Source organism: Sorangium sp. So ce693, from assembly GCF_051521375.1.
In the GTDB taxonomy this organism is placed as follows: domain Bacteria; phylum Myxococcota_A; class Polyangia; order Polyangiales; family Polyangiaceae; genus Sorangium; species Sorangium atrum.
The window spans coordinates 3,330,001-3,352,107 of the sequence record NZ_CP150347.1 but is presented as its reverse complement, the minus strand read 5'-3'; the positions used below and the strand labels follow the sequence as shown (position 1 = coordinate 3,352,107).

Genomic DNA, 22,107 nt, shown 5'->3' with positions numbered 1-22,107 from the left:
CCAGGGCGGCGCGCGCGGGCAGGACCGACGCAGCGTCCTCTGGCTACTTGCCTGAAATCTTCCTGCCTTGGAGCAACTGGCTCGGGAACGCGCACAGCACGAGCACACCACCAGGCGAGGGAGGACGGCGAAGCGCCAGTCGTTCGGTTGACGAACGCCCCCCACCACGGTGGCGGCCTGCTTCGCTCAACCGTTCGGCGCCCCATCGGCGGTGCTGCCCCTCCGGTCCTCGCTCACCTCGGCTCTCTGGCTCGGTCCGGGTTCCTGCTTCTCCTGAGGGGCGTTGCGGGATCCATGACAATGGCGGACTGCGGCGCGCCGAATGACGAGACGCATCTGCATCGATGGGGGAGAGCGCAGGTGAGCCACAACTTGTCGCGCATCACGGTCCTGCTCCGTGAGCGAAGCGAGGACATCATACGCCAGTGGATGGTGCGCGTGCGGAGCGCACCGAAGATCGCCCCAGCCCGTGAGCTCACCGATGAGGACTTGAGAGATTTCACTCCGAAGCTCCTCGACGACCTCATCGACTCACTCGCGCAGAGCGCGCAGCCGGACACGCCGGCCGGAGCCAGCGGCCCGGAGATCGGCAGCTCGGAGGCCGCCAAGGTGCACGTCTCGCATCGCATCGCCGAGGGCTACACCCTCGCGGAGGAGCTGCGCGAGCTCGGCGTCCTTCGCGCCGTGATCGTGGACCTGTGCGCGCAGGAAGGGGTGGTGCTTGGCGGCGAGGAGGCCCAGCTCGTGCATTCGGCGCTCGACGAGGTGATGATCACTGCGGCCGTCGAATACGAGCAGGCGAGCTCAGCCGATCTCCGCCGTGATGTCGCTCTCCACGAGCTGTTCATCGCGGTCCTCGGGCATGACCTGCGCAACCCGCTCTCGGCCATCCGGTTCGCCACCGCCGCCCTGCTCAAGCGCGAGGACGTCACGACCGCCCTGGCGAGGCTCGCCCAGCGTATCGCAGCGAGCAACGACAGGGCGGTGCGGATGGTCGAGGAGCTGCTCGACCTGACGCGCATCCGCTCCCACCGGGGTCTTCCGGTCGAGCCGGAGCCCGTCGACCTCCGCGCGATTTGCCAGCGTGTGGCCGAGGAGTTCGAGCTCGCCCACCCGGAGCACATCATCCGCTTCACGGCCCACGGCGACGGGCGGGGCACGTGGGACCCGGGCCGGATGGGGCAGCTCCTGTCGAACCTGATCGGCAACGCCGTCGACTACAGCCCGCCGGAGGAGCCGGTGCAGGTGGAGCTGCGCGGGCACGAGAATGCCGTCGCGATCGAGGTGACGAACCGCGGGACCCCGATCCCGCCCGAGCTGCTGCCCGTCCTCTTCGATCCGTTTCGCCGGGGCGAGCAGAGCCAGCTGGTCGTACAACGCTCGAAAGGGCTCGGGCTCGGGCTCTTCATCGTCAAATCGATCGTCGACGCGCACGGAGGCTCCATCCAGGTCACGAGCACGCTGGAGGAGGGCACCACGTTCCGCGTCAAGCTCCCCCGTTCGTCGTAGCGCGGTCGCTTCGCCGACACACGCCGTGGCGCGGCGACGGCTCATACAGGCCTCAGCGCCGGCCACACCAGCTCGATGCCCTCGCGGACCAGGAGCGCCTGGAGCTCTTCGCGGAGCGAGCTCCGGGCGCGCACCTGCCGCGGCAGCACGCGGCGCTCCAGGCAGAACGTCGCGAGCAGCCCCGCCGCCTCGCCGACGCTCCACTCCACGGGGTGGACCCGGTAGGCGCCGTTCGTGATATGCGTGACGCCGAGGTTCTTCCCGCCCGGCAACAGGTTCTCCACCCGCACCGGGATGAGCGACCCCAGCGGTATCTGGAACGGCCAGCAGCCGAGATCGAGGTACCCGGCGCCCCCGACGCGCGGGTGCAGATCGATGCGATAACACCCGATCCCGACGCTGTCCTCGAACGTCGCGGGGCCGTCGGGCCGGAGCGGATACGCGATGTCCTGCTCGAGCACCGTGAGCTCGGCCCGGATCCGCCGGGACTCGCGGATGTAGGGCGCCGGCGCGAGGCCGTCGACCGTGCCGCCGACCACGTCCCCGCGGAGGCGCAAGCCTGGATAACCGAGCCCGCCGTCCGGGCGAGGCGCCTCGGTCTGCATCCAGTACAGAAGGCTCAGGCTGAGCTGCCGCGCCGCGTCCAGGTGCCGCGCGGCCTCCGCCTCGTCGACGCCGCAGACGGGCCCGAACCAATAGTCGTTCTGCGGCCAGTTCACGATGGTGATGTCGCTCGGCGCGAACCCCGCTTCGAAGACCGTCCTGTCGAGGATCCGCCGGAAGCTCCACCAGGGATGCCGGTCTTCCGCGGCGAACAGACCTCGAGTCAGCGGCTCGAGTGTATCGGGTCGAACCGCCGTCCAGTCCAGCAGCCGTCCCGGCCAGCCGGGCGGCTCGAGGGAGCGCCAGCGCTCGTACTGAGAGGGCCTGTCGATGGTATGGTCCTCTCCCGGGTGGTGCTCGATCGCAAAGCACACGGTGATCGCCTGCTGGGCCCTCGGATCGGCGCGGTCGGGGGCGTGCGGCTCGCAAGTCTCCGCGCGAGACTCCGCCCCGAGCGCGTGCTCCACGCGCGCGAGCGAGAGGAGCTCGCCATGAGGCGTGGCATCGATGAAGAGGTCGGCCACGAGGAGGACATCGCGCCCCGATTCGAGCCCTCGGACCACGACGCCGGTCACCCGATCGCCGTGCGTCGACGCCGAGATGGGCCGGTGAGCAGGGAGCGCGAGGAGGCGCCCGTTGAGCCGGTACGGCGCGGTCATCTCGTGCAAGACCGCCACCGCGACCCGCGGATCGTGGCACAGGCGGCTGACCCAGCCGTTGCCGGGGTTGAGCTCGCGGAGCGCCCTGGCCGACGCGGTGAGCGGCAGATGCCTGCGGTAATACTCGCGGATCCCCTGGCGCAGCGCGCGGTAGCTCCGGGTCGCCCCGATGTCCTCGATCCACGGGTGCTCGTCCGGAGGGACCGCCTGGTTCGTCAGCTGGCCCCCGAGCCAGTGAGTCGCCTCCGTCAGGACGACGCGGCGGCCCGTCCGCGCCGCCGCGAGCGCAGCCGCGCAGCCGCCGAGCTCTCCGCCGATGACGGCGACGTCGGTCCGGATCACGTCCATCGCCAGCTCCCCGCGCTCACGCGCTCTTCCGCACGGGCTGCGCCGCCGGAGCTCGCCGCGCGAGGAGCTCGGTGACGAGCTGGTTGGTCTCCCTCGCCCTGGCCTTCAGGCCAGGGAGCAGTCGGCGGATCTTCGCGCGGATCTCGTGACGCGTGTCCCACGAGCGATCGAGCCTGGCGATGAGCTGCCCGGAGCTGATGCTCCCGAGGGGCGGGGTCTCCATCTCGAGGTCCTCGATGAACCCCGCGACCTTGGACGCGTAGGGCAGCGCCACGAACGGGGTCTCGCGGAGCGCCGAGAAGATCAGGAAGTGGAGGCGCATGCCCACCACGAACTCGAGGTGCCCGACGAGGCTGAGGATCTGCTGCGGCGTGTACCGGCGCCTCAAGACCTCTGCCCGCTCGGCGTTCTTCATGTGGGCGACGACCGCGTGGCTGTGCTGCACGTCCGTCCGTTCCATGGACACGAACACGACGTCCGCGTCGAGGCGCTCGACGACGAAGTCGGCGGCGTTGGCGAGCAGGCCATAGTACTCGTCAGGGTCGATGTCGGGCGCCGCCGGGCCCGGCTCCCTGACGGAGAAGCCGACGAGGTGCCGCTCGAACTCGACCCCTTCGGCCCGGATGGCCTCGATGGGCAGCGCCTCCTCGCGCAGCAGCAGGGCCGGATCGGCCGTGAGGCGGATCTCGCGATTCACCCCCACCTCCTCGAGCAGGCGACGTCCCTGCTTGTCTCGTACGGTCACGATGTCCGCGGCGTTCAGCGCCGCCCGTACGGCTTGCTTCGCGCTCGGGTCCGACAGCGGCCCGGCGCTCACGGCGTAGATCACGACGGGGACGCCGCGCTCCTCCGCGATGAACGCCTCTCTCAGATAGACCGGCGCGTCCCGATCGTACAGGATGCCTCCCCCGCCGAGGACGAAGAGATCGAGGCGCTCGATCTCGGCGGTCGACTCCATTCGTGTGAGGTCACGAACGGGGACGACGCGCTCCACCCGGTGGCGCATCTTCGTGTCCTCCGGGCACAGCGAGAACACGGTGATCTCCGCTGACATCGACTCCCGGAGCTGCGTGACGATGCCATCGAGGATGGCCTCGTCGCCGAGGTTCATGCCGCCGTAGGACCCTGAAATCCCGACTCGGAACGGTTGGTTCGCCTTGTCCATCGTGGGCTCCTCCCGCGAGCGCCTCCGCTCGATCGCCGCGCCCGCCGCGCCCGCCGCGCCGCGTCGAGCGCGGCCCTCCGCCAGCTGCGACCGGCTCGGTCGTCCGAGATCGTCGGCGCAGCGCAGGACCTTGCCACGGCGGCGGCGAGGCGCAATATCCGTCGGCGGAGGACGCAGCATGGGACACGCGCAGGCGCGGGAGATCCGGAGTGGCTCGAGAGAGCCGAGCGGCGAGGCGCGCCCGAGCAAGGAGCAGCGCGCGGGGCGAGCCGCGGTGCGGGCCGTCCCGGCCGTGGTCGTGGTCGATGTCGTGGAAGAGGCCTGTCAGCAATCCTTTCCTGCCAGCGACCCGCCTGCCTGGACGCCTGTGAGAGCCGGCCTGCCGCGCGACGACCGGTCAGATCATGCCATGAGAGGAGCGCGGCCGACGCTACCAGCGCGTACTGGCCGAGCACCGGAGGTGAAGGCAGCGGCAAAGGGTTGAAGAAGATGCCGTTCGGCGGACGCTCCCCTGTTCAGTCCGCAAAGGTAGAGGTGACGGGGGCTTCATCGTCTACCCGTCCTTAGGGCTGATGGGTGAGGTCCAGAGCACCGGACCCTCGACGCGCGCCGGCTCAGCGGAGGGCGGCCGCGTGGCCCTGGGCGCGCTGCGCGAACCCGATCGGCTCACGCGGGGTGACCTGCGGCTACGCTACCGCCCAGCCGCCCCAGCGCATGCCGGCCCGTAGGCCAGGTGCCGGGTTGTGTACCCGTTGTGGACAGCGACGGACGGGGGACAGCTGCGGCTCCTCACCAAGCTAATTCACATGGACTCTGTAGCCACGAAACGTGACGGGCGAAATGGCGGGGCACGTTAGACCAGCATAAATCCCGTTGTAGCCACCAGGATAGAACTCAATCCATGCGTAGCCAAACGGATGATCATGCCACACATCGAGCCAGTCCGGATCATCGAGCCCGACGCTGTCCAACGAGACGATGCCCGGACCTCCATCCGAATCCGGGGCACCAATATCCCATCCTCCTGATGAGCAGCCAGATCCAAAGGCGCCAGTGCTGATGTCGCTGTACGTGACGCACGCTCGTGCTTTAGGCCTCGCATCATGGGTGCCATGGGAGTCAGTGCAATAATAGCTGGACGCAGGCAACCCAGCTGTGAAGTCGACGACCGCTTTTTCGACGTCATCGAGCCCATTGGTGAACCAGTGCGGAAACGGACATTTATACACGTTACCGTCCAGTTGGCATTGGACGGGGGGAAACCTATAGACTGTCGCGTTTGCCTCGGCGGCAGCGGTCGCAATAGACGCGGCGGCTGCGACGACGGCTGCGATCTTGACTGTATTCATTGTTGCTCCTGATTGTTGATGCGATGTTGCTTGCTCGAAGACGAATGGTCGAGACAGCGTTCAAATCTTACGAATGTTGTAACGTCGTTGCTTCCACCGGCTGGGGGTTTGCCCATAGTTTGGACGGCGCAACGGATCGAGTAACGCGCTGAAGCGACGGTGGGGTCGTGCTCCATGGCTTCCGCAAGGCTCTTCCAGCGGAGGCTCGCAACGCAGCGTTTTGATTTACAGTCGAGTGTTCGTACCTCGAACCCGAGCTTGTCAGCGAGTTTGCGCAGGTCCTGATCGAGCAGCGCGGACGCGCGGGGCCCCCACTCCTGGTCGGCCGGCGCCGCCTCGAACTCGCGGAGTGCGGCTTCAAAGCGCGCCAGAGCCCTCGCTTCGGTCGCCGCTTCGGCCGCTGCTTCGTCCCGCTCCGAGACATCAGCCGTGACCGAGGTTGCTTCATCCGTGGAGGGCGCCAGTCGCGAGCTGGCAGCCCCCCTCCTAGCTGGGCGCTGGGTGGGCTGCTCGTGTGGAACCGCCGCGGGTTCCAGCGCTTGGGGCTCACTTGAGGAGTGCCCTTTCGTGGTCACCGTGAAAGTGACCGCGGCGGCAAGGAGCATGGCGACGACAGACAATAGAATCGCTCGCGCGGTAGACATGCCGTGTTCTTCCTGCGGGCGCGCTTCGGCGGAACGCTCGCAGCGTCACCAGAAGAGATCCGCTTCAGAATGTACGGTAAAGACTTAACCGAATACGGTGCGTATTACAATCTCCCGGACTGCGATCGTCAAGATCAATTTGGCCGTCAAATCAGCGCAGGACGATGGGCCGACGCCTGCGGCCAAGGAACCCGTATGGCTCATGATGAAATGGCTCGACGGAGAATCGAAACCTACGAAATTTATCCTGACGACGCTGCTGCGAAGAATGAGCAAGAAGCAGATAGTCTGCATCGCCAAGGAGCGTTGGCAAACGGAACGTGTCTACGAAGAGCTCAAGGGGGAGCTGGGCCTCGACCACTTCGAAGGCCGCTCCTTCGTGGGTTGGCACCATCACGTCACCGTTGTCCTCCGCTGCTACGCGTTCGTCGTCGCCGAACGTGTGCGGCATTTCCCCCCCTCGCAAGGATGGCAAGCCGCAGCCCATGCGATCGAGGCCTGAGCGGCACTTCGTCGATTCGTTCACTACGATCCGCCTCGCTATAGCGCGCATTCTCGTTTGATGGCTACTCCGCTGCCCTTGCTGCTATCGACCCCATCGAAACCGTCGTCACCGGAGCGGCGCAAGCTTTGGCGTCTAGGAGCGAAATCTGCGGCAGTGGTGCTAGGCTCCCGCGCGCCGGCCATCGCGGCACGGCGCGGGGAGTTGGCTCGGCCGTCGGCTGACAGGTTCGAAGTCAAGATTAGCAAAGGATGTGCCGTCCTCGCGCCGGCGAGCGACTGCGGCGATCACCGAGCTTCGGAGCACCGGGCCGGACCGCGGGGGCCTCCCGGCACGCTGGCACGCTGGCACGCTGGCACGCTGGCACGCTGGCACGCTGGCACGCGCTCGCGCATCCCTGTCATTACGGCGTGAGCACGCCGGGGTGCGAGGCGCGGAAGGCTCGCTGCGCGTCCGTCGAGGAGACGGCGGCGCGCCTCGGCGCGGACAGCCTCGCCTTATCTCGCTCGATGGCCTCTACCGGGCGCTTGGCGAGCCAGGGCACGACCCCGCGGCGCCGAGGTACTGTGACGCTCGCTTCACCGGCCTGTACCCGGCGGATTGACGAATTCGAGAGCACCGGACGATCACCGCGTGTCACCTCAGCGGAGCGCGACCGCGTGGTCGAGGGCGAACCGCTCGAAGCCGATCGGCTCACGCGCCGTGACGTCCTTCACCGCCGAGGTCACGGCGCTGCCAGCGCCGCTCCGGTAGAACCGGTTGAGCTCGATCATGGCATCGGCATAGGAATCGGGCATCCCGCCGGCGACCATACCGGCCTTCGCCGCCTCATCGGACACCGCCACATAACGCACCTCCTTGCCGAGCACGCGAGAGAGGATATCCGCCGCCTCGCTGTAAGAGAACGCCGATGGGCCAGAGAGCTCATACGCCTTGCCTTCATGGCCCGAGGTCGTCAGCGTCAGCGCCGCGACCCGCGCGATGTCGCGCACGTCGATATGGCTGATCTTCGCGTCGGCCGCGGGCAGATAGAAGGCGCCCTGCGCCCTGATCGAGTCGGCCATGTAGGTCACGAAATTCTGCATGAAGCCGTTCGGCCTGAGGAACGTCCAGGCGAGACCCGACGCCTCCACCGCGCGCTCTATCGGTCGGTGGATCTTCGCGAACGAGTAGGCCTCGCCCGCGGCGCCCCAGACCGAGAGCTTCACCAGCCGCTTCACCCCGGCGGCCCTGGCAGCTTCGACGACCCGGATCTCCGCTTCGATCTGCCCGGCGCCGCCGGACCCCAGCAGAAACACGGCATCGACGCCGTCGAGCGCCGGCCGCAGCGTCTCCGGCTTCGCGAAGTCGAGGATCACGGCGTCGTGCCCCGCCGCCTTCGCCCGCTGGGCTTTGTCGATCGAGCGGTGGGCGACGCGCGGCTTCACGCCCATGGACTTCAGCTCATCTAGGAGGGCGCCTCCGACAGTCCCTCCGGCTCCCGTCACGAGAATCATGCGTGGGTTCCTTCCTGATCGCGTGCGTTGTGGTGCAATCGAGGCGCGCTCCGCGGCGGCGTCGCGCAGCTCGCCTGCCCGAACACGAAGCTCGCCTGCCCCGAACGCGAAGACGATGCGCGCAGGTACCCTTTTTGACAATAGGCCACATCGGCGCCAGACTGGAACGCGTGGAGTACCAATCCGGCCGCTCGCTCGAGGAGCTCGCCGCCTTCGTCGCCGTCGTCGAGGCCAATGGATTCACCGCGGCTGCCCGCGCGATGCGGGCGCGCAAGGCGACGCTCAGCGCGCGGGTGCAGGAGCTCGAGCAGCGGCTCGGCGTCTCGCTCCTCGTCCGGACGACGCGCTCGCTGCGCCTGACCGACGAAGGGCGCGCGTACTTCGAGCACGCGCGAAGGTCGCTCGCCGCCGCGCGCGACGCCGAGGCCGTGGTCGCGCTGGCCAGGTCGAAGCCGAGCGGGCTGCTGCGGATCACGACGTCGTCCGCGCTCGCGGGGGCGCTGCTGGAGAGCGTCATCACGCCCTACCTGGCCCGTTACCCCGATGTCGTCGTCGAGCTGGACACCTCGGCGCGGAGGGTCGATCTGGCGCGCGAGGGCTTCGATCTCGCCATCCGCGTCGGCCCGCTCGACGACTCCTCGCTGGTCGCCCGGCGGCTCGGCACGGCGACGGGCGGCTATTACGCGAGCCCCCGCTACCTCGACCGCCGCGGCGTCCCGGCGCGCCCCGAGGAGCTCGGCCACCACGAGACGATCGTCGTCGCGCGCGAGGAGGGGCCCAAAGATTGGCCCTTCGTCGCTGGCTCGAGGACGCGATCCATCGCCGTGCGCCCGCGCCTCTCCGTCGGCAGCTTCGAGCTGGCCGCGCAGGCCGCCGCGGCCGGCGCCGGCATCGTTCGAGCGCCCCTCTACTTCGTCCGCCCGTTCCTCTCGAAGAAGCGGCTCGTCCAGGTCCTGAAGGAGTGGACGCCTCAGGGGTTCGACGTCCACGCTGTCTTCCCGCCCGGCGGCACGCTCGTCCCGAAGACCCGCGTCTTTCTCGACATGCTGGCGGCCTGGTTCACGAGGAACGGGAGCTGCGCATAACGCGCTGCCCCTCGTGGCGCCTTGCGTGGGAACGGAACCGCGCGGCGTTACGATAGCTTATCGCTCCTGAAAAGCGGTCGAAACAGGCGCCGTCGGACGATGGAAGTGTCCCCGCGGCGGTGCTCGCCGGAGGGGCGCTGTTCTCCCCACCTGGAGGCATTGCGCGTGGTGACCCCTGCCGACCTCGCCATCAAGGATCTCGGCCCTTGCCGGCACCCCTCGCCCGTCGCCGAGAAGCTCGGCGAGAAGGCCACGGTGTACGTCGGCGAGGCCGACAAGGTGCTGTTCAACGATCGCCTGTCCGCCGTCCTCGCGGACGCCTCCGGCGAGCGGCCGCCGGCGTTCGAGCTGGCCGGGCCGCGCAACCGCGTCTTCTGGGATCCGAAGGAGGTGCGCGCCGGCATCGTGACGTGCGGCGGGCTCTGCCCCGGCGTCAACAACGTCATCCGCGGCCTCGTGCTCACGATGGCGCAGAGCTACGGCGTGCCGGAGATCTTCGGCTTCCGCTACGGCTACGAGGGGCTCGTCGCCCGCTTCGGGCACGCCCCGATGCGCCTGGATCCCCGCAGCGTCGAGGAGATCCACCGCATGGGCGGCACCGTGCTCGGCACCTCCCGCGGCAACCAGGACCCGCACCAGATGGTGGACACGCTCGAGGCCCTCGGCATCAACGTCCTCTTCGTCGTCGGCGGCGACGGTACCATCCGCGGCGCGATGTCGCTCGTCCGGGCCATCGAGGAGCGCCGCCTGTCGATCGGGGTCGTCGGCGTGCCGAAGACCATCGACAACGACATCAAGTTCATCGACCGCAGCTTCGGCTTCGAGAGCGCCTTCGCCGCCGCCGTGGACGTCATCCGCAGCGCGCACGTGGAGGCCTCGGGGGCGAAGAACGGCATCGGGCTCGTCAAGTTGATGGGCCGCCACTCGGGCTTCATCGCGTGCGCGGCGGCGCTCGCGTCGGCGGACGTGGACGTGGTCCTCATCCCCGAGGTCCACGCGGAGCTCGACGGCCCCTGCGGGCTGCTCGCGCACCTCGAGCGCCGGCTCGCCCGCCACGGCAACGCCGTGATCGTCGTCGCCGAGGGCGCCATGCAAGAACACTGCACCTCCAGCGCGGAGCCCATGGCGACGGACCTCAGCGGCAACCTCAAGCTGAAGGACATCGGCCTCTTCCTGCGCGACCGCATCAACGCCCACTTCCGGGCGCGCGGCGTCGAGGCGACGCTGAAGTACCTGGACCCGAGCTATCATATCCGCAGCGTCCCCGCGTCCCCGTCGGACAGCGTGTATTGCTGGAACATGGCCCGGAACGCGGTCCACGCGGCCATGGCGGGCAACACCGAGATGCTGATCGGCCGGTGGCACGGCCGCTTCGTGCACGTGCCGATGCCCCTGGCCGTCCGCATGCGCAAGCAGGTGGACCCGACGGACGACCTGTGGATGGCCGTCGTGGAGGCCACGGGGCAGCCGCTCTCGTTCTACTAACTGCCAGCAGGGGTCCGGCCAGGGATCCGGAGAGAGATTTCAACGCAAAGTCGCAAAGCCGCAAAGTCGCAAAAGAACGATTGGATCGGCCATCGCCCCGCGCGCCGCGGGCTCGCTCCGTGCCATCATGGCCGGCATGAAGATCTCGCTGCCCTCTCGCTCGCTCGTGCTCGCCGGCCTCGCCTGTCTCGCCGGCTGTACCAAGGAACCCGCGCCGCAGGCCCCGTCGGGGGCCCAGGCCCCGTCGGGGGCCGAGGCCTCACCCGCGTCGCAGGCCCCGCCGGCGGCCGAGACCTCGCCGGCGGCGGAGCCCCCGCCGGCGGCCGGCGAACCGCGCGCCGCGGCGTCCGAGGCTCGGTGCGAGGCCGACGCCGACTGCGTGGTGTCCTGCGCGCAGGCCGGGCAGTGCTGCGACCAGCTGTGCCCGCCGTGCAACCAGGCGTTCCACCGCGATGCGCTCGCGGAGCTCCAGAAGTGGCGCGCCGCGAGCTGCGCCGCCGCGAGCTGCCCGGTCGCCAAGTGCATGGCGCCGAAGGAAGACTCGGTCGCCCGCTGCAAGGCGGGCGCATGCGTGGTCGAGCGCGTCCCGCACGTCGACCGATGAGCCGGCGCCCAGGGTGAAACCTTGCCCGACACCTGTGCGAAACGCAGGGACCCCCCTCGCACAGCGCCCACGGCGCGTTTTGCCACAGGCTGCATCGACGCCACACCGATCGAGCTCGACGCCGGCGGGCGGCCGTCTCCGGCTTCCTTCATGCCGAGACCGCCGTCCGTGGCCCTGCGCTTGCATTGCGCGGCGCGTAGGGCGCGGGAACATCGCGCTCCCGGCTGGGAGCTCTCCTGAAGCCCACGGCGCTCGCCGTGCTGGCGGACGGGCCCTCGCCGGGATCGCAGGGGAGGTCCCTTGGGCATCGAGATCCAGCAAGACCATTTCAAGACCGTGGATTATCGGCTCTTCAAGACCCGGCTCCAGCAGAACCTCGCGGCGCTGGAGATGGTGCTCGCGCGGCCGGGGTTCGGCCACGGGGAAGCGACGATCGGCACCGAGCTCGAGATGTTCCTCGTCGATCGCGAGGCGCGCCCCGTGCCGATCGGGGCGGAGATCGCGCGCGCCGCGGCGAGCCCGATGATCACGCCGGAGATGGGCGCGTTCGACATCGAGCTCAGCACGCAGCCGGTGCCGCTCGCCGGCAGGCCGCTCTCGGCGCTCCGCGAGCAGATGCGCTCGACCGTCGAGGCGATCCGCGAGCGAGCGGCCGCGCGGGGCGCGCGCGTGGTCCCGGTCAGCATCCTGCCGACCTTCCAGCGGCGCGACTTCAGCCCTGCGACGATCACCAACCTGCCCCGGTATCGCGCGCTCGCCGCGGGGCTCTGCCGGCTGCGCAAGGCGCCCTTCCATATCCGGATCGACGGCGCCGAGCCGCTCGATCTCACGTCGGACGACCCCGCGATGGAGGCGGCGAACACCGCCTTTCAGATCCACCTCCGGGCCACGCCCGACGCCTTCGCGCGGCTGTTCAACGCCGCCATGATGATGACCGCGCCCGCGCTCGCGGCCGCGTGCAACTCGCCCACCTTCCTCGGCCACCGGCTGTGGCACGAGACGCGCGTGGCCGTGTTCAAGCAGGCCGGCGACGATCGCCCGCCGGCGCCCGGCGCGGACTGGAAGATGCCGGCCCGCATCGGCTTCGGGACCGGCTGGGTGCGCGACGGCGCGGCGGAGCTCTTCATGGAGAGCGTCGCGCTGCACGAGCCCATCCTCCCCGTGTGCGGCGACGAGGACGTCGTGGGCTGCGCGCGGGACGGGGGGATTCCGCAGCTCCACGAGCTCCGCCTGCACCACGGCACGGTCTGGAACTGGAATCGACCGGTGTACGATCCGGCCGGCGACGGCCACCTCCGGATCGAGCTGCGCGCCTTGCCGTCCGGGCCCACGCTCGATGACATGCTCGCGAACGGGAGCTTCCTGCTCGGGGGCATCCTCGCCCTCGCGCCCTCCATCGGAGAGCTCCTGCCGTCGTTCCCGTTCGAGCTCGCCGTGAGGAACTTTTACCATGCGGCGCACTACGGCCTCGACGCCGAGCTCATCTGGCCGGCCGTACCGGGGGCCGCGCCGAGGTGCGTCCGGGCGCGCGATCTCCTCCTCTCGCTCTTGCCGCGGGTCGAGGAGGGACTCGTGACCGCGGGGGTCGACGGGGACGAGGCCCGCCATTATCTCGGGCTCTTCGAGGCGCGGGTCGCCAAAGGCATCACGGGCGCCACATGGCAGCTCCGCGCGCTCTCGGCGCTGGAGATGGGCTCCGCGTCGCGCGAGGAGGCGCTGAGGAAGATGCTGGAGCGGTACATGGCCGAGGTCGACTCCGGCGCGCCCGTGCACGCCTGGGGGACCCCGCGCGCGGGCGCGACATGAGGTCCCCATGAGCCAGGACGCCACGAGATCCCTCGCGGAGCAGCTCGACGCCCGGCTCGCCGCGCCGGGGGCGATGGATGCGGCGCGGTTCGAGGCGTTCCTCGATGCCCAGCGGAGGCTCGGGCTGGTCCACGGCGCGCGCCCTCTGTGCCGCCACCTGCGGCCGTACCTCATCGCCGAGCACGACCTCGCCGCGATCGCCCGCGCGGCCGAGCAGATCGCCTCCGCGCTGGAGAGGGTCGCGCAGCGCGCGATCTGGGACGACTTCCTGGCCGAGGAGATCGGGCTCTCCGCGGACGAGCGCGCCCTCGCGGCCATCGTGCCGGGCGCGGGGCCGCTCCACACGGTCGGGCGCCTCGACATGCTGATCACCGACGGCGGCTTCTCCTTCATCGAGTACAACGCCGACTCCCCCGCAGGCCTCACCGACCAGCTCCTCGTCGAGCGGACGCTGATGGCGCTCCCCCACCTCGCGCCGCTCCGGGACGGGCACGGCCTGCGCACGCCGGCGCCGCACCGGGCGCTCCTCGGCGCCCTGCGCGAGGGCTACGCCGCGTGGGGCGGGCGCGAGGCGAGGCCCGCGATAGCCATCGTCGACTGGGCCGCGGTCGACACCTCGGCCGAGCTCAGGGTGCTCGCCGACCTGTTCTCGGCCGAGGGGCACCGGACAAGGATCGTCGATCCGGACGAGCTCACGTACGACGGCCGCCGCCTCGAAGCGCGCGGGGAGCGGATCGATCTCGTCTACCGGCGCGTGATCACGCAGGAGCTCATCGAGCGGCGCGGCATCGATCACCCCCTCATCCGCGCCTACCGCGACCGCGCCGCGTACGTGGCGAACTCGTTCCGGATCAGGCCCCTCAACAAGAAGGCGGCGTTCGCCGTGCTGAGCAACCCCATGTTCTCGGGGATGTTCTCGCCCGAGCAGCGCGCGGCCATCGGGGAGCACATCCCCTGGACGCGCCGGGTGACCGCCGGCCGCGCCGCGTGGCGGGGCCGCGAGGTGGATCTCGTCGAGCTCCTCCTCGGAGAGCAGGAGAGCTTCGTGCTGAAGCCGAACGACGAGTACGGCGGCAGAGGCGTGCTGCTCGGCTGGAAGGCGGCGCCGGCGGCGTGGAGGGAGGCAGTCCGGGCCGCCGCGGATCAGCCCTGGATCGCGCAGGAGCGGCGCCGCCCGCGCACGGCGCGCATGCCGACGTTCCGCGGCGGCGCCGTGGAGGAAGAGCAGGTCTATTTCGACCTTTGCCCCTTCGTCTTCGCCCGCGGCGCGGAGGGCCCGCTCCCCACCTTCGTCACGCGCATGGAGGGCGCCATGGTGCGGCTGTCCGCCTCGGAGGTCAGCAACGTCTCCGCCGGAGGCGGGGTCACGGGGCTCGTGATCGTCGATGGCGCGCGCGCGCCACGGGAGGGTGCACGCCATGTGTGAGCTCCTTGGTATGGTGTCGAACGTGCCGACGGACATCGTGTTCTCGTTCACGGGGCTCGCGCTCCGCGGCGGGCAGACGGGGCCGCACGCGGACGGCTGGGGTGTCTCGCTGTACGATGGGCTGTTCGCGCGGACGTTCCTCGAGCCTCACCCGGCCTTCTCGAGCCCGCTCGCGCGGTTCATCCGCGAGAACCCGATCCACACGGCCCTCGCCATCGCGCACGTGCGCAAGATGACGCGCGGGGGAGCGGCCCTGAAGAACACGCACCCTTTCATGCGGGTCCTCCACCGCCGGCACATCGTGTTCGCGCACAACGGCACCTTGCCCACGGTCAGGGATCGGAAGCTCCACGTCGAGACGCCGGTCGGCGACACCGACAGCGAGCACGCGTTCTGCGTCCTCCTCGAGGCGATCCGGAGCGCGTACGGCGCGAGCTACCCGGCCGACGGGCGGGAGCTCGGGCGCACGCTGTACGAGCTCGGGAACGAGCTCGGCGCCGATGGCGTCTTCAACTTCCTGTTCGCGGACGGCGAGCACCTCTTCGCCCGCTGCGGCGACCACCTGTCCTGCATCCTGCGCCAGGCCCCGTTCGGCGAGGCCACGCTCGTGGACGCGGATCTCAAGGTGAATTTCAACGATCTCCACGGCGTGGGCCCCGACGCGCGGATGGCGGTCGTGGCCACCGAGCCGCTCACGCGCGACGAGCTCTGGCGCAAGGCGACGCCCGGCACGCTGTGGGTCTTCCGCGCCGGCGAGCTCCTGGCGACATTCCCCGAGCCCCGCGAGGGCTCAGGCGCCGAGGAGTCCGCCCCCGAGGTCCGCTGATCGAGAGCGCGCCGGGGGCAGCCGGGCGGGCTGCTCGAGGCTGAGCTGTACGGCGGAGGAGAGCCCGTGTCCGCAGCTCCCGGCGTCGGCGCGCCGTCAGCTGCGCGGGCGCGCGAACAGGTCCCGGAAGAAGTCGCTCAGCGTGTGCTCCTTGTAATCGCGGAACTCGCCGGCATCGAAGTAGACGCCGCCGCAGACGCTGCAGTTCTCGTACCAGATGTGCGACTGCTCCGGATCGACCATGCGCACCATCGGCGTCGTGCAGCGGGGGCACGGCACCCGCCGGATCTGGTTGTTCTTCCGCCCGACCGACGGGTCGCCGGTGTCGATCTGCTGGGAGCCCGCCATGGCCTTGAGCGACTCTTTCTCCCGGCTATCGAACCAGATCCCGCCGCACGCCGTACACCGGTCGACGTCGATCCCGCCGAAGGTGACGACATCCATCGAGGCGGTGCATTTCGGACAGTTCACGTCACGCTCCAGTGCGGCAGGCGCCGCGGTCGGGAGCGATGGTATCAGACGACCCGGATCGCGTGAAGGGCCGAGCGTTCGGGGAGCTCGTCAGCGCTCCACGACGCAGCCGAGCTCCCTGCCGCGGACGGGGGAGCGGAGCGCGCGCGGCTCGCGACAGGCTCGGAGCCACCGCGGCGCGCGCTCGCCCGTGTCGCGAGCGCGCGCCAGGAGAGCGCGGTGGCCCCGAGCGTGGAAGCGGGGCCTCGTTCACGGGCACGCTGGCTCCGCCTCCACGCACTCGGTGAACCAGCCGTACGGGTCGTGGCAGTTGAACGGTCCGTTTTCGGCAGCGACACTCGAGTCCTCGAAACAGTCGAGGAATATCGCTGGCTCGACGAGCTTGCAACGCCTGACAAAGATCTCGTACTCAACGCCCGGCTCCCGGGAGCAATGATGCATGCGAGTCCATACGATCGCCGTTCTGTCTTCCCCGAGATAGGTCTCCTGCTCGATGGTGCACGATCCGCCGCCGTCCACGAGCACGTCCACGGACACGTGGACCGGCGTGCCCTCGGCCATCGTGGCCCAGACGCACCTCCCGGCTTCGAGCGGGTAGACGTTGAACAGCACTTCCACAGGCGGACAGAGCGCCGGGAGCCCGCAGGCGTCCAGCAATGCCTTCTCCCGTTCTCCGTCGCCGGGCTCGCCTGCGTCGTCCCCGCCGGCTCCCTGAGCGCCTGCGTCGCCCGCCCCCGCCCCTGCCCCGGATTCGACGACGACACCGTCGCAGCCGGTGAAGGCGAACATGGAGGCGACGGCACCGCCAACCAGCATTCGATATCGTGCCATGGCACTCTTCTCCTGCTCTCTCTTGCTCTTTTTCGAACGCCTGGCACATCTCGCAAATGCGATGCCATACGGAGATATTCGGGCATTTGCGGCGACTGGCTCAGCGTGGCGCACAGCACCGGCGCAGTGCGGCACATGGCGCTTACTCAGCGTGGAAAGCACGAGACAGCGCGCACCGCGCCGGTCCAGACCGCGGCTTCCAGTGCGGCGCTGCCCGAGGACGCTGACGAGCGGGCCTCGCCGGCATCAGGCCATCGTGGAGGCGTCGGCAGCGTCAGCGCGCCGGCGCCGCTTCGTCGAAGAGCTCGACCTCGTCGATCGCGATGTGGCCCCAGCCCTTCTTCTCCTCGTCGATCACCGCGAGCTGCGCCGTCTTGCCGCGGAAACTCCGCACGTCCCACGTCACCTCGGTGAGGATGTCGCTCTCGATCCCCACCTCGCTCACGACCTTCTTTCCGTCGACGCGCAGCTCGACGCGCGTCGTCGAGGACTTGCCGCCGCCGATCAAGAAGCCGAGGCGATCGCGATCGACGACGAACGTGGGAGAGATCGCCTGGCCCACCGCCTCGTCGTAGAGCTTGGGAGCAAAGCTCGTGAGCAGCTTGTGCCGTGAGGCGCCCACGACGCCCGGAGTGAACGCGTCCCCCGACGTCGTCCAGCCGCCGAGCCCAGCCTCGAAGTCGAAGAGCACGCGCCGTTCCTTCTTGTTGACCGGCTCCCGCAGCCGCAAGAGGTTCCGCGGCGCCGAGGGGTAGCCCATCAACGGGTTGACGCGCGCCCGCTTGGGAAGCTGCTTGTTCGGCTTGTAGAGCTGGTGGATCCAGCCGCGGATCGACGGCCCCTCGAGGCCCGACAGGATCACCCACGTCGCCTGGGTGCGCTTCAGGAAGCCGGGCAGATCGATGCCGGGCATCCGCCCCACCATGGCATCCCAGTAGGGCATGTCATGGAACTGGGGTGTCGTGTGCCCGTTGCGGACGGCGAGGAACGGGTGGCTCGGGATGAGCACGCCGCCCTCCAGCGAGGCCACGTACTTGTTCAGCTCGATCGCCCTCTTCCAGAGGTCCTCGGAGGGGATGTAGCGCGCCTTGTCGTACCGTTGGTGGACGAAGAAGGCGGCGGCCAGCGCGAGAGCGCCGATCTCCGCGGCGGCGCGCGCGCGGGGCGAGGACCAGAGACCTTGGAGGACGTCCCCCACGAGCAGCGCGAACACCGGGCCGGCGAGGAGCGCCACCGGGATCAGGTTGTTCAGGAAGCCGCCGGCCTTCGCGTACGGCAGGATCGCCGCCGGGAAGGCCGCGATGAGCATGCCTATCCAGAGCGCGGTGCGGGGCCGCAGCCAGCGGCGGCGGCGCGCGAGGATCGCGATCAGCGGCAGGAGCGCGAGGAACGGCGCGAACTCGAAGAGGATCCGCAGCCCGTCCAGCGCCTGCGACCCACGCACCTGATGGTGCGAGAGGTTCTTGACCGTGTAGATCCAGAAGCGGCCCTGCGTGGCGATCTGGAGCCCTGCGAGCAGGGCGCCCGACAGGACCGCCATCGACAGGCCGAACACGATCGCGCGCGGGAAGCGGCGCACGAGCAGGAACAGGCCGACCCAGGCGGCGAAGAAGATCCCCGTCTGCTTCGTGAACAGCGCGGCGGTGAACACGGCGGCCGAGGCGATCAGCTGCTTGCGAGACGGGTTCTCGCCGCTGACGAGCGCGGCGCCGAGGAGCGGGAGCGCGATGGCGAGCGAGTCGTTGCGCACGACATCGTACCAGCCGCCCACCACGGGAAAGCTGGCCGCGGCCAACGCGACCGCGGTGAGGCCCAGGGCGACGCCGAAGCCGCGGCGACGGCCGGAGGCGCGCATGGCCTCCACGAAGAGCACGGCGCACGCGAGCGCGAAGGCGGCGATGGAAACGGCGCGGCCCGTCGCGTAATCGAGCCCGGCGAACGTGGCGGCGAGCCCGACGGCCGTGAAGTGGACCGGCGGGTAAGGGTACGGCAGGAACCCCTGGGACGGCGGCCCGTAGATCGCCTCTCCCGCCAGCAGGCGATGGGTGTGGAGGAGAGCACCGCCCTCCATCCACTCGATATCCATCGGGTAGCCGATGCGGGCCGCGAAGATCTGCGCGAGCGTCGCCACGTGCCAGAGCGCCGGCACGAGCAGGGCAAGCCCGAGGACGAGGAGCAGCGCGCGCGCAAGGAGCGCCCTGACCATCGGCGTCAGCCTCGCTCGACCGGCGCGGGCTCGTCCGCGCCGCGTTGCGCGCCGGGCGCCCCGAAGAGCGACCACGCGCCCCAGAGACAGAGCGGCGGCAGCACCGAAGCGGCCCGGTCCACGACGACGGCCACCGTCGCGGAGCCAGCGTCGATCCCCGTGAGCGACGTGAGGAGCGCGACGCCCGTCAGCCCCATCACCCCCTCGGAGATCGGGAGCAGGGTCAGGATCCCGGCGATGATCGAGATCGGGTACACGAAGAAGACGACGGCGAGCTCGGCCTCGAAGCCGAGCAGCACCATCACGAGGTACAGCTTCGAGAACTCGATCGCCCAGGCGACCGCCGACAGCAGCGCGTAGCCGGCGAGCCGCGCCGGCGAGCCGAAGCTGCGATCCCACGCGGCGAACAGCCCCTCCAGGAGCTCCAGCGCGCGGCCCTTCTTGCCCGGTCCCATGACGCGCCCGGCGAGGTGCGAGAAGGCCGCGAGCAGCGGCGTCCGCGCGCGGCGCACCGAGATCACCGCGACGCCGGCGGCGAGCCCTGCGAGCAGCGCGAGGCTCGCGCCCCGCCACGCGTCGGCCGCCGCGCGCCCGGACAGGAGCGCGCCCGTGACCGCGATGGAGACGGCGACGACGAGGAGGTCCAGCGCCCGCTCCACCAGGACCAGGCCGACCCCCGCGCTTCCCGAGACGCCATGCCGGCGGACGAGCTCCGCCTTGATGAGATCGCCCGCTCTGGCCGGCGTGACCGCCGCGACGCTCAGCCCCGCGAGGAAGATCCGCGCGCCGTCGACCCAGCGGTAGTCCCGCGGCCGTTCACGCACGAGGAGGGCGTGGTAACGGAGCGCCCGCGCCGCGATGTGGGCGAGCGAGACGGCGACGATGAGCAGCAGGTGGACAGGCCGGAGGCGGGAGAGCCCCTCGATGACGCGATCGCGGTCCAGGTTGCGCCACGCGAGGGCGGCGATCGCCGCATAGCCGAGCGCCCCGACGAGGAGCCGCAGCGTCCGCGAGCGCGCCGGCGCTGGCGTCGCCCTTGCGGCGTCCGCGCTCACGACGCGCCCGGCGCTGCGCCCGCCTTGTTCCTGTGCTCGATGTACCACGCGAAGGTCTGAAGCGCGGCGTCGACGTCGTTGTACCGAGGCACCCAGCCGAGCCGCGCCCGGGCGGCCGTGGTGTCGACGATGTAGTCGAGATCGGCGATGAGGTACTGGTCCTTGCGGAGCGGCGAGAGGCGCACCGCCTCGAGGGCGGCGAGCGCGGGCTTCACGATCGCGCCCGGCAGGTTCACGACGCGCGACCGGGAGCCCGCGCGGCGCGCGACCTCCTCGACCCAGCGGCGCATGGGTGGCACGTCGGACGACCCGCAGTTGTACGCGGCGAAGCCGCGGTCGAGGCCGGCCAGGAGGACGAGCCGCGCGCAGTCTTCGACCGCGACCATCTGGTACCGGTTCCGCCCGCCGCCGATGAGGGCCACCGGCCGATCGCGCAGGATCCACTCGAGGACACGGGTCAGGACGCCAGTGCGCCCCGGCCCCACGATGAGGCAGGGGCGGATGACGGCGGCGTCGATGCGCCCCGCGTCGTGGGCCTCCCGGATCAGCCCCTCGGCCTCCAGCTTGCCGCGCCCATAAGGTCCGAACGGCTCCTTCGGGTGATCTTCCCGGATGGGCAGCGCCTGGGGAAGCCCGTAGACCATGTTCGTCGACACGAAGACGAGGCGGGCGGCGTGCTCGGCGATCGAGGCCGCGAGCACGCGGCGCGTCCCCTCGACGTTCACCGCCTGGAACGGGAGATCGTACGTGGTCGGCGCGAGCGGCGAGTGATACTGGCAGGCCGCCAGGTGGAGCACCGTCTTCACCCCGCGCAGCGGCTCGCGGAGGTCGTCGGTCCGGATATCCCTGCGAAACGCCCTGACCGCGGGGTTCTCGGCGAGCTCCCCCGTGACTGGCTGGCAGTCGATGACGCGCACGTCGCCGGCGCCTGCCGCGAGCAGCTGCCGCACAGCCTCGCTGCCCACAAAGCCGGCCCCGCCGATGACGGCGACGGGGTGGTCATAGCGGATGGAGTCTACGAGCTGGCTCGGCATGCGCGACGAGAGGGCGGAGGCGCTGGCCTTATAACGTGCCCTTGCGTCAGAAGACAGACCCTTGTCGAGACAGCACGAACCGGTACGCCCCTCCCCCGTCCCCAGGCTCGCCCCCGGCGCCGCGCATCGCCCCCGGCGCCGCGCATCGCCCCCGGCGCCGCGCATCGCCCCCGGAAGTCCCGACGAGCCCGCTGCGCTCAGCGCGGCCCCCGCGGCCCGCGGCGCGGGCGCCCCCGGGCCGGGCGTCATGCGAGACAAAAGCAAAAAAGCCCGCATGACGTCCGCCATGCAGGCTCTCTTCTGAAGCGTCTCTCGCACGCTGCGACGCGCCGCTCACACCCGAGCACCGGGCGCGAGGCTCGTCACGTTCCATGGAGCAAGGTCAAGCCGCACGACCTATTAGTACCGGTTAGCTCCGCCGATTGCTCGGCTTCCACACCCGGCCTATCAACCTCGTGGTCTACAAGGGGTCTTTAGGGGCCTTGCGGCCCGGGACACCTAGTCTTGAGGCCGGCTTCCCGCTTAGATGCTTTCAGCGGTTATCCGTTCCGTACATGGCTACCCGGCTATGCCCTTGGCAGGACAACCGGAACACCAGAGGTACGTCCACCCAGGTCCTCTCGTACTATGGGCAGCTCCTCTCAAGTGTCCTACGCCCACGGCAGATAGGGACCAAACTGTCTCACGACGTTTTAAACCCAGCTCGCGTACCGCTTTAATCGGCGAACAGCCGAACCCTTGGGACCTGCTCCAGCCCCAGGATGCGATGGGCCGACATCGAGGTGCCAAACCGCGCCGCCGATATGAACTCTCAGGCGCGATCAGCCTGTTATCCCCAGAGTACCTTTTATCCGATGAGCGATGGCCCTTCCATACAGAACCACCGGATCACTAACGCCTGCTTTCGCACCTGTTCGACCTGTCGGTCTCACAGTTAAGCTCCCTTGTGCGTTTGCACTCTACGCCTGGTTTCCAATCAGGCTGAGGGAACCTTCGCACGCCT

The 22,107-nt window shown here is 69.8% G+C and carries 18 protein-coding genes and 1 rRNA gene (1 of these 19 only partly in view); 8 read left to right on the top strand and 11 right to left on the bottom strand.

Going from position 1 to position 22,107, the window contains the following annotated elements; genetic code table 11:
* Positions 1–360: 360 nt before the first annotated feature.
* The gene (locus WMF14_RS12910; protein ID WP_437801278.1) at positions 361–1,509 is read left to right on the top strand and encodes an ATP-binding protein; all 1,149 of its coding nucleotides are present in this window, start codon (positions 361–363) and stop codon (positions 1,507–1,509) included.
* A gap of 41 nt (positions 1,510–1,550) precedes the next feature.
* Here the strand turns inward: WMF14_RS12910 and WMF14_RS12905 are convergent, their stop codons facing one another.
* The 4 genes from WMF14_RS12905 to WMF14_RS12890 form a co-directional block, all read right to left on the bottom strand.
* Positions 1,551–3,119 carry an FAD-dependent oxidoreductase gene (locus tag WMF14_RS12905; RefSeq protein WP_437801277.1) on the bottom strand — a complete coding sequence of 523 codons (1,569 nt, stop codon included), beginning with the start codon at positions 3,117–3,119 and terminating at the stop codon, positions 1,551–1,553.
* Positions 3,120–3,135: 16 nt separating this feature from the next.
* Positions 3,136–4,284: a polysaccharide pyruvyl transferase family protein gene (locus tag WMF14_RS12900; RefSeq protein WP_437801276.1), complete on the bottom strand. Its 1,149-nt coding sequence runs from the start codon at positions 4,282–4,284 to the stop codon at positions 3,136–3,138.
* Positions 4,285–5,081: 797 nt separating this feature from the next.
* Complete coding sequence (locus WMF14_RS12895; RefSeq protein WP_437801275.1) at positions 5,082–5,633, bottom strand: hypothetical protein; 552 nt, start codon at positions 5,631–5,633, stop codon at positions 5,082–5,084.
* On the bottom strand, positions 5,630–6,277 hold the full coding sequence (locus WMF14_RS12890) for a hypothetical protein (RefSeq protein WP_437801274.1): 648 nt from the start codon (positions 6,275–6,277) through the stop codon (positions 5,630–5,632). The genes WMF14_RS12895 and WMF14_RS12890 overlap by 4 nt, the downstream gene beginning before the upstream one ends.
* A gap of 97 nt (positions 6,278–6,374) precedes the next feature.
* On the opposite strand from WMF14_RS12890, the gene WMF14_RS12885 reads away from it, so the two are divergent.
* A complete protein-coding gene (locus WMF14_RS12885; protein ID WP_437801273.1) occupies positions 6,375–6,779 on the top strand; it encodes a transposase in 405 nt (134 codons plus the stop codon).
* Positions 6,780–7,420: 641 nt separating this feature from the next.
* Here WMF14_RS12885 and WMF14_RS12880 read toward each other — a convergent pair.
* Positions 7,421–8,275 (bottom strand): SDR family oxidoreductase, encoded by an 855-nt coding sequence (locus tag WMF14_RS12880; protein ID WP_437801272.1) that lies wholly within the window; start codon positions 8,273–8,275, stop codon positions 7,421–7,423.
* Between the two features lie 170 nt (positions 8,276–8,445).
* On the opposite strand from WMF14_RS12880, the gene WMF14_RS12875 reads away from it, so the two are divergent.
* From WMF14_RS12875 to WMF14_RS12850, 6 genes are all read left to right on the top strand, one after another.
* The gene (locus WMF14_RS12875; RefSeq protein ID WP_272103062.1) at positions 8,446–9,360 is read left to right on the top strand and encodes a LysR family transcriptional regulator; all 915 of its coding nucleotides are present in this window, start codon (positions 8,446–8,448) and stop codon (positions 9,358–9,360) included.
* Positions 9,361–9,525: 165 nt separating this feature from the next.
* A complete protein-coding gene (locus WMF14_RS12870; RefSeq protein ID WP_437328956.1) occupies positions 9,526–10,845 on the top strand; it encodes an ATP-dependent 6-phosphofructokinase in 1,320 nt (439 codons plus the stop codon).
* 136 nt (positions 10,846–10,981) lie between these two features.
* Positions 10,982–11,449, top strand: coding sequence for a hypothetical protein (locus WMF14_RS12865; RefSeq protein ID WP_437801270.1), 468 nt, complete (start codon positions 10,982–10,984; stop codon positions 11,447–11,449).
* A gap of 300 nt (positions 11,450–11,749) precedes the next feature.
* Positions 11,750–13,255 (top strand): hypothetical protein, encoded by a 1,506-nt coding sequence (locus WMF14_RS12860; RefSeq protein WP_437801268.1) that lies wholly within the window; start codon positions 11,750–11,752, stop codon positions 13,253–13,255.
* A gap of 7 nt (positions 13,256–13,262) precedes the next feature.
* A complete protein-coding gene (locus tag WMF14_RS12855) occupies positions 13,263–14,681 on the top strand; it encodes a hypothetical protein (RefSeq protein ID WP_437801266.1) in 1,419 nt (472 codons plus the stop codon).
* Positions 14,674–15,507, top strand: a complete 834-nt coding sequence (locus tag WMF14_RS12850; RefSeq protein ID WP_437801264.1) for a class II glutamine amidotransferase — start codon at positions 14,674–14,676, stop codon at positions 15,505–15,507. The genes WMF14_RS12855 and WMF14_RS12850 overlap by 8 nt, the downstream gene beginning before the upstream one ends.
* 96 nt (positions 15,508–15,603) lie before the next feature.
* On the opposite strand, the gene WMF14_RS12845 is transcribed toward WMF14_RS12850, so the two are convergent.
* From WMF14_RS12845 to WMF14_RS12820, 6 genes are all read right to left on the bottom strand, one after another.
* Positions 15,604–15,978, bottom strand: a complete 375-nt coding sequence (locus WMF14_RS12845) for a zf-TFIIB domain-containing protein (RefSeq protein ID WP_272103056.1) — start codon at positions 15,976–15,978, stop codon at positions 15,604–15,606.
* 249 nt (positions 15,979–16,227) lie between these two features.
* Complete coding sequence (locus WMF14_RS12840; protein ID WP_437801262.1) at positions 16,228–16,809, bottom strand: hypothetical protein; 582 nt, start codon at positions 16,807–16,809, stop codon at positions 16,228–16,230.
* Between the two features lie 274 nt (positions 16,810–17,083).
* Positions 17,084–19,015 (bottom strand): glycosyltransferase family 87 protein, encoded by a 1,932-nt coding sequence (locus tag WMF14_RS12835; RefSeq protein ID WP_437801260.1) that lies wholly within the window; start codon positions 19,013–19,015, stop codon positions 17,084–17,086.
* Between the two features lie 5 nt (positions 19,016–19,020).
* Positions 19,021–20,118, bottom strand: a complete 1,098-nt coding sequence (locus WMF14_RS12830; RefSeq protein ID WP_437801258.1) for a lysylphosphatidylglycerol synthase transmembrane domain-containing protein — start codon at positions 20,116–20,118, stop codon at positions 19,021–19,023.
* On the bottom strand, positions 20,067–21,104 hold the full coding sequence (locus WMF14_RS12825) for an NAD-dependent epimerase/dehydratase family protein (protein WP_437801256.1): 1,038 nt from the start codon (positions 21,102–21,104) through the stop codon (positions 20,067–20,069). Before WMF14_RS12825 ends, WMF14_RS12830 begins: the two co-directional genes overlap by 52 nt.
* A 378-nt stretch (positions 21,105–21,482) precedes the next feature.
* Positions 21,483–22,107 (bottom strand): 23S ribosomal RNA (locus WMF14_RS12820) (it continues 2,382 nt past the right edge of the window).